The 12,798-nt window shown below is 65.7% G+C and carries 10 protein-coding genes; 3 read left to right on the top strand and 7 right to left on the bottom strand.

What is annotated here, in order from left to right:
- Positions 1 to 7 precede the first annotated feature (7 nt).
- Complete coding sequence (gene glgA / locus ACVW1C_RS09350; protein ID WP_456758173.1) at positions 8 to 1,462, bottom strand: glycogen synthase GlgA; 1,455 nt, start codon at positions 1,460 to 1,462, stop codon at positions 8 to 10.
- On the bottom strand, positions 1,459 to 2,721 hold the full coding sequence (glgC, locus tag ACVW1C_RS09345; protein WP_456758172.1) for a glucose-1-phosphate adenylyltransferase: 1,263 nt from the start codon (positions 2,719 to 2,721) through the stop codon (positions 1,459 to 1,461). Before glgC ends, glgA begins: the two co-directional genes overlap by 4 nt.
- Before the next feature lie 247 nt (positions 2,722 to 2,968).
- Between glgC and ACVW1C_RS09340 the strand changes: the two genes are divergently transcribed.
- Positions 2,969 to 4,201 (top strand): rhodanese-like domain-containing protein, encoded by a 1,233-nt coding sequence (locus tag ACVW1C_RS09340; protein ID WP_456758171.1) that lies wholly within the window; start codon positions 2,969 to 2,971, stop codon positions 4,199 to 4,201.
- Positions 4,202 to 4,722: 521 nt separating this feature from the next.
- Here ACVW1C_RS09340 and ACVW1C_RS09335 read toward each other — a convergent pair.
- Both ACVW1C_RS09335 and ACVW1C_RS09330 read right to left on the bottom strand, forming a co-directional pair.
- Positions 4,723 to 6,021, bottom strand: a complete 1,299-nt coding sequence (locus ACVW1C_RS09335) for a serine hydrolase domain-containing protein (RefSeq protein ID WP_456758170.1) — start codon at positions 6,019 to 6,021, stop codon at positions 4,723 to 4,725.
- A 105-nt stretch (positions 6,022 to 6,126) separates the two neighbouring features.
- A complete protein-coding gene (locus tag ACVW1C_RS09330; protein WP_456758169.1) occupies positions 6,127 to 7,503 on the bottom strand; it encodes an aminotransferase-like domain-containing protein in 1,377 nt (458 codons plus the stop codon).
- A gap of 95 nt (positions 7,504 to 7,598) precedes the next feature.
- Between ACVW1C_RS09330 and ACVW1C_RS09325 the strand changes: the two genes are divergently transcribed.
- Positions 7,599 to 8,033, top strand: coding sequence for a DUF983 domain-containing protein (locus tag ACVW1C_RS09325; protein WP_456758168.1), 435 nt, complete (start codon positions 7,599 to 7,601; stop codon positions 8,031 to 8,033).
- 60 nt (positions 8,034 to 8,093) lie between these two features.
- On the opposite strand, the gene ACVW1C_RS09320 is transcribed toward ACVW1C_RS09325, so the two are convergent.
- Entirely contained in the window at positions 8,094 to 9,293 is a 1,200-nt protein-coding gene (locus ACVW1C_RS09320) for a multidrug effflux MFS transporter (protein ID WP_233287523.1), read from the bottom strand.
- Between the two features lie 314 nt (positions 9,294 to 9,607).
- Between ACVW1C_RS09320 and ACVW1C_RS09315 the strand changes: the two genes are divergently transcribed.
- Positions 9,608 to 10,942 (top strand): MFS transporter, encoded by a 1,335-nt coding sequence (locus tag ACVW1C_RS09315; RefSeq protein WP_456758167.1) that lies wholly within the window; start codon positions 9,608 to 9,610, stop codon positions 10,940 to 10,942.
- Between the two features lie 118 nt (positions 10,943 to 11,060).
- On the opposite strand, the gene ACVW1C_RS09310 is transcribed toward ACVW1C_RS09315, so the two are convergent.
- Together ACVW1C_RS09310 and ACVW1C_RS09305 are read right to left on the bottom strand one after the other, a co-directional pair.
- Positions 11,061 to 11,693 carry an aspartate/glutamate racemase family protein gene (locus ACVW1C_RS09310; protein ID WP_456758166.1) on the bottom strand — a complete coding sequence of 211 codons (633 nt, stop codon included), beginning with the start codon at positions 11,691 to 11,693 and terminating at the stop codon, positions 11,061 to 11,063.
- A 91-nt stretch (positions 11,694 to 11,784) separates the two neighbouring features.
- Entirely contained in the window at positions 11,785 to 12,795 is a 1,011-nt protein-coding gene (locus ACVW1C_RS09305; protein WP_456758165.1) for an amino acid ABC transporter substrate-binding protein, read from the bottom strand.
- Positions 12,796 to 12,798: the final 3 nt, after the last annotated feature.

Raw genomic sequence — 12,798 nt, 5'->3', positions numbered from 1 at the left:
TCGCGTTTCATGTTCGCGCGGCGGCGAGCTCGCGATAGAGCGCGGCGTAGTGGCCGGCGCGATTGTGCCAGGAGACATCGGTGGCCATGCCGGCCTGCTGCAGCCGGCGCCAGGTCACCTTGTCGTTGAACAGCAGGTTCGCTGTGCGCAAGCCATGGGCGAGCGCTTCCGAGGTCGCGGGTGCGAACTTGATGCCGGTCGCAGCACTGCCGGTGACCGCGGCTTCGTCGAAGCCCTGCACGGTGTCGGCAAGGCCGCCGACATTGGCAACGATCGGGACCGCGCCGTAGCGCAGCGCGCAGAGCTGGGTGAGGCCGCACGGCTCGAACCGCGACGGCACCGCGAGCGCATCGGAGCCTGCCTGGATCAGATGCGCCAGCGCCTCGTCATAGCCGATCACGACCGCGATCCGCCCGGGGTTGTCGCGCGCCAGCGCGGCGTAGCGATCCTGCAGATCGCGATCGCCGCTGCCGAGCAGCGCGAGCTGAATGCCTTCGCCGAGCAATGTCGGAATGTTCTCGAGCAGCAGGTCGAGCCCCTTCTGCCACGACAGCCGGCTGATGACGCCGAGAAGCATCGCATCCGGCGCCGGATCGAGACCGAACCGCCGTTGCAGCGCTGTCTTGTTGGCTGCGCGCTCCGCGATTTGCCCGGCGCTGAAGCGCGCGGCGATGTCGGGATCGGTGGCCGGATTCCACACATCGATGTCGATGCCGTTGAGGATGCCGCTCAGCACGTCGGAGCGTTCGCGCAACAGGCCGCCGAGCCCCATGCCGCCTTCGTCGCTCTGGATCTCCTGCGCATAGGTCGGCGACACCGTGGTGATGCGGTCGGCGAATTGCAGGCCGGCTTTCAAGAGACTGATGGTGCCGTAATATTCGACGCCGTGAAGGGAATAGGCCTCACCCGGAAGACCAAACGCAGCCAGCATGTCCGGCGAGAATTGCCCCTGATAGGCAAGGTTGTGCACGGTCATCACCGTGCCCGGCCGCGGCTGCCCTCCGTAGTGCAGGTAGGCCGGCGCGAGGCCGGCCTGCCAGTCATGCGCATGCACGATGTCGGGGACGAAGCCCTCGATCGCACCCCGGCCGATTTCGGCCGCCATCCGCGACAGCGCCGCAAAGCGGATGCCGTTGTCGGGCCAGTCGCGTCCGTCGGGACCGACATAGGGATTGCCGGGGCGCGCATAGAGATGCGGCGCGTCGAGCGCAACAAGATCGAGGCCGTCATGGGTGCCGCCGAGCACGCGGATCGGGCCGCCGTAAACTTCGTCCCAGTTCAGCAGCGTCTCCGCGGAGGCCAGCGCCTTGAGCACATCGGGATAGCCGGGCACCAGCGTCCGCGTCGTGACGCCGTGCTGCTTCAGCGCCGCCGGCAGCGCGCCGACCACGTCGGCGAGGCCGCCGGTCTTGACGATCGGGTAGATTTCCGAGGCGACCGCGAGGACGCGGATGGGCGTCATGTCGGGAGCCTGTCGATCATCGGTTGCGTGATCAGGGTGATCCCGTTCTCGGTGGTGCGGAATCGCTTGCCGTCGAACTCGGGATCCTCGCCGACCACCAGCCCTTCCGGAATCCGCACGCCGCGATCGATCACGACGTTTCTGAGCCGCGCGCCGCGGCCGACATTCACATAGGGCATGATCACCGCGTTCTCGACATTGGCGTAGGAATTGACGTGGACGCCGGTGAACAGCAGCGACCGTCGCAGCGCCGCGCCCGAGATGATGCAGGCGCCCGAGACCAGCGAGGTCACCGCCTGGCCGCGCCGTCCGTCCTCGTCGTGGACGAACTTGGCGGGCGGGGTGATCTCGGCATAGGTCCAGATCGGCCATGCGCGGTCGTAGAGATCGAGCTCCGGCACGACATCGGTGAGATCGATATTGGCGGCCCAATAGGCGTCGACGGTGCCGACATCGCGCCAGTAGGAGCGGGGATCGTCGCCGGAGCGGACACAGGAATCGTTGAACTGATGCGCCACGGCCCGGCCGTGCTTGACGATATAGGGAATGATGTCCTTGCCGAAATCGTGGTTGGAATTCGGGTCGGCGGCATCGCGGCGCAATTCGTCGAACAGGAATTGCGAGTCGAACACGTAGATGCCCATGCTGGCGAGCGACTTGTCGGGCTTGCCGGGCATCGGCGGCGGATCGGCCGGCTTCTCCAGGAACGACTGGATCAGGCCGTTGTCGTCGACATGCATGATACCGAAGCCGCTGGATTCGGTGCGCGGCATTTCGAGGCAGCCGACCGTGACGTCGGCGCCGCTCTCGACATGCTGCTTCAGCATCACCTCGTAGTCCATCTTGTAGATGTGGTCGCCGGCGAGCACCAGGATGTACTTGGTGCCGTGCGCCTCGAGGATGTCGATGTTCTGATACACCGCGTCCGCCGTGCCGAGATACCAGTTGGTCTCGGACACGCGCTGGCTTGCCGGCAGGATGTCAAAACTCTCGTTTCGTTCCGGGCGGAAGAAGTTCCAGCCGCCTTGCAGATGTCGGATCAGGCTGTGCGCCTTGTACTGGGTCGCCACCGCGATGCGGCGGATGCCGGAATTCACGGCGTTGGAGAGCGCGAAATCGATGATGCGGGACTTGCCGCCAAAATACACCGCCGGCTTGGCGCGCCTGTCGGTGAGCTCCTGAAGCCTGCTGCCGCGTCCGCCGGCCAGCACATAGGCGAGGGCGTGACGCGACAGTGGTTCATTTCCGACACTTCTCATGGTCATCCTCCCAGAACTTCAGGCGTGGCCCCGCTACCTTCTCTTGTCCGGAAGGCCTGATCGGGCGCCAACGGGGCCGATCGGAACGTAGCAAGCGCGCCTCGGTTGGGCAAAGCGGGATGGCGGATTTTCGTTCCCCGAATCCCGGCCTCTGAAGATCGGGGTTGCGGGCTGGTTAAGGCTATTGACGGCGCGCGATTTCGGCCTAGAGCAGGCCTGCGCATTTCCCGCCCAAGGCCGGCATCTCATGACAGTTTCTTCCGTCACGCCCCAGAACATCCGTGCAACGCTGCTGCTGCGCCAGGAAATAGCGCTGCTCGACGTCAGGCATGAGGCGGAGTTCGCCACGGGCCATCCGCTGTTTGCCGCCAACATGGCCGCCGGCCGAATCGCGCTCGAAGCCGAGCTGCGACTGCCGCGCAAGGACGTGCCGATCGTTCTCTATGACAATGGCGAGGGACTGGTCGCTGTCGCGGCTGGCCAGTTGCAGGCGCTGGGCTACAGCAACGTTGCGGCGCTGGCCGGCGGCCTGCAGGGCTGGAAGGCGGCCGGCTACGAGGTGTTCGAGGACGTCAATTCCTACGCCAAGGCCTTCGGCGAGCTGGTCGAGTCGCGCAGGCACACGCCCTCGCTGAGTGCCGACGAGGTCGCCGCGCTGATAGCCGACAAGGCCAACATCGCGATCCTCGATGTCCGCCGTTTCGACGAATATGCCACCATGAACATCCCGGGCTCGGTCAGCGTGCCCGGCGCGGAGCTGGTGCTGCGCGCAGGGAGCGCGGCGCCCGATCCCGACACCACCATCATCGTCAACTGCGCCGGCCGCACCCGCTCGATCATCGGCACGCAGTCGCTGATCAATGCCGGACTGCCGAACAAGGTGTGGGCGCTGCGCAACGGCACGATCGGCTGGACGCTGGCGAAACACGAGCTCGAACACGGCGCCGGCAAGCGCGGCGACGTCGGGCCGTTCGCCGGCGCCGCCGACAATGCGCGCGACGTCGCCTATCGCGCCGGCGTCCGCCGCATCGGCGCGCGTGAGCTTGCCGCGCTGGAAAAGGACGCACACCGCACGCTGTATCGCTTCGACGTCCGCGACGCCAAGGAATACGCCGCCGGTCATCTGGCCGGCTTCCGCCACTATGCGGGCGGCCAGCTGGTGCAGGAAATCGACATGGCTGCGCCGGTGCGCGGCGCCCGCATCGTGCTGACCGACGACAAGAGCATCCGCGCCGACATGACGGCGTCCTGGCTCGCACAGATGGGCTGGGAGGTTTACGTGCTCGAAGGCGGCTATGACGGTCCGCTGGAATTGGGGCCGCCGCGCGTCGCGCCGCGGCCCGATCCCGCGCACCGCTACCGCCGTCCCTATGAAGGCACCGGCGTCGCGGAAAAGGCGATGCAGGCCTATCTCGATTGGGAGTACGGCCTGGTGGACCAGCTGCGCCGCGACGGCACGCACGGGTTTTATGTGATCTAGCGGATGACATGGTGACGGCGGTGCGACCGCATCGGTGCCGAGTTGCTGGGGCAGGCCGCCAAAATATCGAAAACAACCCCATGCAAAGTAGCCGGTGGCTGCCGGCGGACACGGCAACTTGACTCGTCGGGCAACTCAGCGGTATTGTTCTATTATTCAGAAATCGTGCAAGCCGTCGTCGTCCCTGCGAAAGCAGGACCCATGCGCCGCAGCGGGCGTTGTTGAAGGGACTCGTCGTTCCAGCATCGCCCAACAATCGGCATCTGTGGTTATGGGTCCCTGCCTTCGCAGGGACGACGATGAGGATGGTGCTCGATTCAAGGCGTCACACCACGCAGTGTCATCACCCGCGCAGGCGCAGGCGGGTGATCCGGCATTCCAGAGACCGCAGTGCTTGAGCCGAGCGGCCGCGGCGTACAGGGTCGCCCGGCCCCGTCCCCGCCAAGGCTTCGACGCGGCGACGTATCCTCGGCGCGCCGAAGTCTGCTTGCGAAACGCAATGACGCAGCCGGCGACGGAACTCAGTCCGGACTGAACGCGTCGTACACCAGCTTCCTGAACGCCGGCGTGATGCGCTGGCGTTCGTTCTGGGTCTGCTCGAGCATGATGTAGATCATGTCGAGCTTCGGATCGACGCCGAAATAGGTGCCGCTTCCGCTGTCCCACTTCAATTCGCCGATCGAGCCGGGCGGCGGTGGCTTGGCAATGCCGGGATCGGTGCGCACCGCGATGCCGTAGCCGTAGCCGAAGCCGTCGCCGGGAAAGTACCAGTAGTCGCGGCCGACGCCGGAGCCCGGCCCGATATGGTCCGTCGTCATGGTCTTGAAGGCGGCCGGGCTCAGATAGCGCTTGCCGCCGAGCTCGCCGCCGTTGAGCAGCATCTGCGCGAAGCGCGCATAGTCGAGAATGGTCGACACCAGGCCGCCGCCGCCGGACTCCCACTCCGGATGCGCGCGCCGGTCGTTCTCCCCGTCGATCAGGATCGTGTCCGAGGGCAGCGGCTCTGCCAGCCGCATCCGTTCGGTTTCCGCATCGAGCACGTATCTGGTGTCGTTCATCTTCAACGGATCGAAGATGCGCTCCTTTTCAAATTGATAGAGCGACTTGCCCGAGACGATCTCGATCACCCGGCCGAGCACGTCGGTGGAATGACCGTAGCGCCACAACGTACCGGGCTGCCGTGACAGCGGCAGCCTGGCGAGCCTTGCTGTGAACTCCTTGTTGTCGAATTTTCCGTCGAACAGATGGCCTGCGCGATAGATTTTCTGGATCCAGTCGGCGCCGATGTATTCGTAGGTGATGCCCGAGGTGTGCCGCATCAGGTCCTCGATCGTGACCGGGCGGATCGGCGGCACCAGTTCCACCTTGGCCGGATCGTTGCCGCCGTCGGGTTCGATCGCGATCTTCACGTCTGCGAACGCCGGAATGTATTTCGACAGCGGATCCTGCGGCGACAGCTTCCCCTCGTCGACCAGCATCATCGCGGCGGTGTTGGTGATCGGCTTGGTCATCGAATGCAGCGCGAACATCGTGTCCGGCCGCATTGGCGACTTGGTCGTGACGTCGCGATAGCCGAAGGTCTTCAGATAGACCGGCTTGCCGTGCTGCTGGATCAGGATGATCGCGCCTGGAATTTTTCCTGTCGCAATCTCGTTGTCGAAGAACGCGGTGATGCGTTCGAGCTTTTCCGGCGACGGTGCAGGGGCCTCGGTGGCGCGCGCCGCACTTGATGTGACAAATGCAAGACACACGATCGCGGTCACTACCTCACGGAGCGTCCGCACGGCAGTGTGGAATGCTCGATCGTATCCGCATGACATTGAAAGCCGCCCCTGCCTGATGCCCTGAACGCCGCAGTTCTAGCGCAGGCGCCCCCGCACCATAATCATTTTGAGGCGAGTTTATTCCCCAACGATGGTTGAAATTTACACAATCTGCGTGGCGCCGACCGGCGTGCGCACGGCATTCGACAGCACCTGCAGCGCCTGGCTCAGTTCGGCGCGATTGCGCGCGGCGCCGAGCGAGACGCGCAAGCCGCGCGGCGCGGCATCGCCTGCCGCAAAGGCGTCTTCGCCGACCACGGCGAGGCCATTGCGCATCAGATGCGACAGCAGGTCGGTGCCGTCGAAATGTTTTGGCAGCGGCATCCACAGATGGTGGCTCGCCGGCCGCGCCGCATAGGTGACGCCTTTGAGGAAGCGGGCCGCAAGCTGCTGGCGCGCGGCGGCTTCGTTGCGGATGGCGCGGATGATGTCGGCGGCGACACCGGAGCGCAGCCATTGCGTGACCAGCGCGACCATCAGCGATGGTGGCATCTGCATGGTGGCCTGCATGCCGGCGCGCATCCGCTGCTCGGCGGCCGCATCGGGCGCCAGCAGATAGGCGACGCGCAAGGCCGGCGCGATACATTTGGCGATGCTCGCGGCAAGGTAGGTGCGTTCGGGAATCAGCGTGGCGATCGGTGCCATCTGCGGCTCGAGCGGGCCGTAGACGTCGTCCTCGATCAGGACGCAGCCGCGCTTCCTGATGATGTCGGCGATCGCCTTGCGTCTGATCGCGCTCATCGTCGCCGTGGTCGGGTTCTGCTGCGTCGGCACCAGATAGACCACCTTCGGCTTGTGCTTGCGGCAGGCGTCGTCGAGCGCGTCGGGCCTGGCGCCCTCGGCGTCCATCGCAACGCCGATGAGGCGGACATCGAGCCGCGCGGCCGCGGCCTTGATGCCGGGAAACGTCAACGCCTCCGTCACTACGACATCGCCCGGCGAAGTCAGCGCCAGCAGCGCATTGAAGATGATCGCCTGCGATCCCGGATAGATCACGATCCGCTCGGCCGATGCCTGCGGCACGCGCGGCTGCAGCCAGGCAGCGCCGGCGTCGCGCTCGTCAGCGGTGCCGCCGGGGCGCGCATAGCCGAGATAGGCGGAGAACCCGGCTTCGGAGCGGATGGTGGCAAGTCCCTGCGCGATCCGCAGGTCGAGATTGGCCTCGACCGGCTGCGGCGGCAAATTCATCGACAGGTCGATGTTGACCGGCGCGGGCAGATCGGACGCCGCACGCGCCGTGGTCTCCGAGACGAAGGTGCCCTGGCCGACCCGGGCGTCGAGCAGCCCGCGCCGGCGCGCCTCGCCATAGGCGCGCGTCACGGTGGTGAGATCGATGTCGAGCGCCGACGCCAGCGCGCGATGGGTCGGCAGCCTCTGGCCGCGCACCAGCCGGCCGCTCGCGATGTCTGCGGCGAGCGCATCGACGATGCGCAGGAACATCGGGCCGTGCCATTCGGAAACTGTAGGGATCCAATCCATGCAATCCGACGCTTTGTCTTTGATTGTATGCTCTCGAACGCATATTGTATGGATCATCAGATCAGGTCAAGGACAACAGCCAAAGGACGACGGCAATGACCGAGACGGTTTCCCTGCAAAAGGCGATGTGGCGCGGCTTCACGATGAAGTGCCCGAACTGCGGGCGTGGCCATCTGTTCGGTCGCTTCCTCAAGGTGGCGGATCATTGCGAGGTCTGCGGCGAGGACTTCACCCCGCAGCGCGCGGACGATTTCCCGGCCTATCTCGTGATCGTCGTGATCGGCCACGTCGTGGTGCCGGCGCTGCTCTGGATGGAAATGACCTACGCACCGCCGGCCTGGCTGCAACTGGCGATCTGGCTACCGGTCACGCTGTTCAGCGCGCTCGGACTGCTGCAGCCGACCAAGGGCGCGATCGTCGGCCTGCAGTGGCAGCTTGGTATGGAAGGGTTTGCGGCGACGCGGCGTGTCGCCGCGCCGGTGCGCGCGCGGACCAACGCCGGCTCTGTAGGGCGGATTAGCGGAGCGTGATCCGCCGTTCTGCTTGCGATGAGCAGGGTGGGTTACGCCGTCGGCTAACCCCCTACGAAATCAAATCGGATGATGATGCGGCCGGAACATGCGGCCCTTCTCCGTCACCAGCACCACGGCGAGCGCGGCGAGCGTGCAGAGGAAGAAGCCGGTCGCGAATGGCAGCAGCGTGCCGTCGTAATCCTGGCCGATCGTGGTGCCGACGCCGATCCCGAGGAGGGTGGTGATGGTGCCGTAGAGCGAGGATGCGGTGCCGGCGATCTTGCCCTGCGGCTCCATCGCAAGCGCAGTGAAGTTTGCCATCATCAGCCCGAATGCGAACATCATCAGGCCGGCCAGCACCATGAACAGCGGCAGCGACAGCGTGTCGGTCTTCACGGCGAGGAACAGCGCGCCGGCGACCACGGCAAATCCGGTCAGCGCGGCGTGCGAGATCACCCGCATGCCGATGCGGCCGACGATGCGCGAATTGAGGAAGCCGGCGATCGCGACGCCGACCGCGCACGCCGCGAAGGCGACCGGGAAGTAGTGCCCGAGCTTGAAGATCTCGGTGAAGATCTGCTGCGACGAGAACACGAAGGCAAACAGCGAGCCCTGCACGCCGCCGGCGGCGAGTGCGTAGCCGAGCGTCTGGCGGTTGGTGACGGTCTGGCGGAACGCGGACAGCACCTCCGGGATCGCCAGCGACTTGCGCAATTCGAGCGGCAGCGTCTCCGGCATCCGCATCGCGCTCCAGGCCAGCGCGATCACGCCGTAGATCATCAGCAGCACGAAGATGCCGCGCCAATGCGTCAGCAACATCACCGCCTGGCCGAATGACGGCGCGATCACGGGCACCGCGATGAACACCATCATCGCCAGCGACATCACGCTCGCCATGCGCCGTCCGGCGTAGCAGTCGCGCACGATCGAGGTCGCGATCACGCGGGTCGCCGCGGTGCCTAGCCCTTGCAGCGCGCGCGCCAGCAGCAGCGTCTCGAACGAGGGCGCCATGATCGCGAGCAGGCCGGCGATGGTGTAGACGGTCATGCCGCCGAGCAGCACCGGGCGGCGGCCGAAGCGGTCAGACAGCGGGCCCATCACGAACTGGCCGACGCCGAAACCCACCAGGAAGATCGACAGCACCATCTGCGGACGGTTGGCGTCGGCGATCTGGAACGCGGACCGGATGTTCGGCAGCGCCGGCAGCATCATGTCCATCGCCAGCGGGTTGAGCGCCATGATGGAAGCGATGACGACGACGAATTCCGGAAAGCCCATCGGGCGGTGGCCTGAGGACACCCAGGCATCGGCATTGATGTCAGACACTTAGAACCCCTTGGAGATGCCCAGCATAGCGGTCGTGCTGCATTGCACAATCGGCGTTTTGGGATGGGAGACCGTCGGCGGCGGGTGAGGTAGCCGGGTCATGGAACCGGCTCCGGAAGCATCAACTGGGCATTATCGTTGCTGCTGCAACTATTTAACTCGTGCCGCGCGAAAAGCTTTGCTATCCCGGTACCAGCATCCGTGCGGGTCAGGCGCATCGCAGCCGATCATGCCCGGGCGGACAAGAACGGGTTTGGGGAGGCCAAATGTCCATCGAAATCTCCGCGCGCTCGCGCGGCGCTACGCTGTCGGATGAGGAGCGCAAGGTCCTCACCGCAACGCTCGTCGGCACCACCATCGAGTGGTACGACTTCTTCGTCTACGCCCAGGCGGCGGGCCTGGTGTTCGGCGCGCTGTTCTTCGCGCCGATGAACGCGAACAATCCGCTGCTGGCGCAGATCGTTTCGTTTGCGACGCTCGGCCTCTCATTCCTGTTCCGCCCGTTAGGGGCCATCGTCTGCGGCCATCTCGGCGACCGCTTCGGGCGCAAGAACATGCTCGTCGCCACGCTGCTGCTGATGGGCGCTGCGACCGCGCTGGTCGGCCTGCTGCCGACCTACGCGCAGATCGGCGCCTGGGCGCCGGCGCTCCTTATTCTGCTCCGCATCCTGCAGGGCTTTTCGGCCGGCGGCGAGTGGGGCGGCGCGGCGCTGATGTCGGTGGAATCGGCGCCTCGCGACAAGCGCAGCTTCTTCGGCTCGTTCCCGCAGATCGGCACGCCGCTCGGCATGATCCTGGCAACCGGCGTGTTGTGGGCGCTGACAGCTTCGCTCGGCAAGCAGGCGATGATCGAATGGGGCTGGCGGATTCCGTTCCTGCTCTCGATCCTCCTGATCGTCGTCGGCATCGTGATCCGCCGCACCGTCGAGGAATCGCCGGTGTTCCTGGCGATGCAGCGCCGGCACAAGGAATCCTCCGCGCCGCTGCGCGAGCTGATGCGCAATCACAGCAAGGAGATCCTGCGCACCGCGTTGATCTTCATGGCCAACAATGCGGCCGGCTACATCCTGATCGCGTTCATCATCAGCTACGGCACCAACACGCTGAAGATGCCGTCGGAGCAGCTGCTGCTGATAGGGACGCTGGCGGCGGTGAGCTGGTTCATCTTCACGCTGCTCGGCGGCATCCTCGGCGATAAAATCGGCCGCGTGCGCTGCTTCCAGATCGGCTACGGCCTGATGGTGCTGTGGGCGGTGCCGATGTGGTTCCTGATCGACAGCAAGAATCTGTTGCTGTTCTTCGTCAGCGCCGTCGGTCTCACCATCGCGCTCGGCCTGTCCTATGGCCCGCAGGCGGCACTCTATGCCGAGCTGTTTCCGGCCAAGGTGCGCTATTCCGGCGTCTCGATCGGCTACGCGCTTGGCGCCATCTTGGGCGGCGCCTTTGCACCGATGATCGCGCAGTGGATCATCGGCACCTACGGCCAGTCCTGGCGCGTCGGCGTCTATATCGCGGTGCTGTCGCTGATCTCGCTGATCACGGTGTCGACCATCAAGGATCCGCAGGGCGTCGATCTCAACGTGAATGACGCGGGCCGGTAGGATCGGTAGGGCGGCGAATTCGCATCTCCGTCATTGCGAGGAGCGAAGCGACGAAGCAATCCATGGCGCCGCATATGCTGCGCGATGGATTGCCTCGCTTCGCTCGCAATGACGGGGCTCACGCCCCGAGCATCGCCTTCAGCTTCTTGACCGCGCTGTCGGGCGTCGTCAGCACCTCGCACCCGGTGACTTCGGCGACGCGCTCGGCCGCCGGCGCCATGCTGTATTGCGCGAGCGCGATCAGATCGCAGTCGCGCAAATCCCTGGCCGCCTCGGCCACGATGCGGTCGTGCTCGGCGCGGTCGCCGCGATCGAGCGCCGCCAGCGCGCCCTCGGCGAGTTTCGGCACCAGCGTGACCGACGCTGGAAATTCCGGCGGCATCGACAGCAGCGTCGGCGGGAAGGTCGAGAGCAGTCCGATGCGCTTCCCCTTCGCGACCGCCTGCTCGATCATCGCCTCGTTCGGCTTCAGCACTGGCATCGGCGCGTGCGCGCGCGCCACCGCTTCGATGCAGGGCCCGAACGCCGAGCAGGTGAAGAGAATGCCGTTGGCGCCGGAGCTCGCTGCGTGGCGGCCCATCGTGAGGAACCGCTCGGTCATCCGCTCGCTGAGCTTGCCGTCGCGCGCAAGGTCCGCCGACAGGCTGTCGTCGAGCAGGTTCATCAGCCGCGCCTCCGGCCAATGGCGTGCGAATGAAGCCTCGATCGGGACGATCGAATGCTTCAGTGCGTGAATGAGGGTGATACGCATCGATGTTTCTTGTTCTCCCTCTCCCTGCTCTTCGCGGGGAGAGGGTTGGGGTGAGGGGCTCTTCCCCGCAATCGGGGCGAGGCAACAAGCGCTACTTGAACGGGATCGCGTACATCAACCCGCCCTTGCTCCAGGTGCCGTTGAGGCCGCGCTCGAGCTTCAAGGGGCTCGCCTTGCCGACATTGCGCTCGAAGATCTCGCCGTAATTGCCGCCGGCCTTGATCGCGGCGACTAGCCATTTGTTGTCGAGGCCGAGCCGGCTGCCGAGATCGCCGGACGCGCCGAGCAGGCGCTGGATCGCCGGGACCTGCGACTTCGTCATCTCGTCGACATTGGCCTGCGTGATGCCGAGCTCTTCGGCCTCGACCAGGCCGTAATGCAGCCAGGTGATGATGTCGCTCCAGACCTCGTCGCCGTTGCGGGTGAACGGGCCGAGCGGCTCCTTGCTGATGGTCTGCGGCAGCACGACGTAATCTTCCGCCTTTGGCGCGGCGGTGGCGACCGCGCCCGCGAGCGCCGAGGCGTCCTGCGTCATGGCATCGCAGCGGCCGCCGAAGAAGGTCTGGTACATGGTGTCGGGGCGGTCGAACACCAGCGGCTTCCAGTCGATGCCGTTGGCGCGGCCGTAATCGCCGAGCGTCACCTCATGCGTGGTGCCCTGCGCGACGCAGACGGTGGCGCCCTTGAGGTCCTTCAGTTCCTTCACGCCGAGGTCCTTCTTCACCACAAAACCCTGGCCGTCGTAGAAGTTGACCGGGCCCTGGCGCAGGCCGAGCGTGGTGCCGCGCAGATAGGTCTGCGTCGAGTTGCGGTAGAGCACGTCGATCTCGCCGGACTGCAGCGCGGTGAAGCGGTTCTGCGCGGTCAACGCGACGTAGCGCACCTTATTGGCATCGCCGAGGATGCCTGCGGCAAGCGCGCGGCAATAGTCGACATCGAGGCCCTTGAAGTTGCCTTGCGAGTCCGGTGCCGAGAAGCCGGCAAAGCCGGTCGAGACGCCGCACACCAGCGTGCCGCGCTGCTTGACGGTGTCGAGCGTCGCCGCGCTTGCGCCCGTGATGCCTGCGACGAGCAGGCTCGCCGCGATCAATATTTTCCTCATCCT

The organism is Bradyrhizobium sp. USDA 4011 (assembly GCF_054063415.1).
The sequence above is the reverse complement of the archived record's forward strand: the minus strand, read 5'-3'. Positions and strand labels throughout refer to the sequence as shown.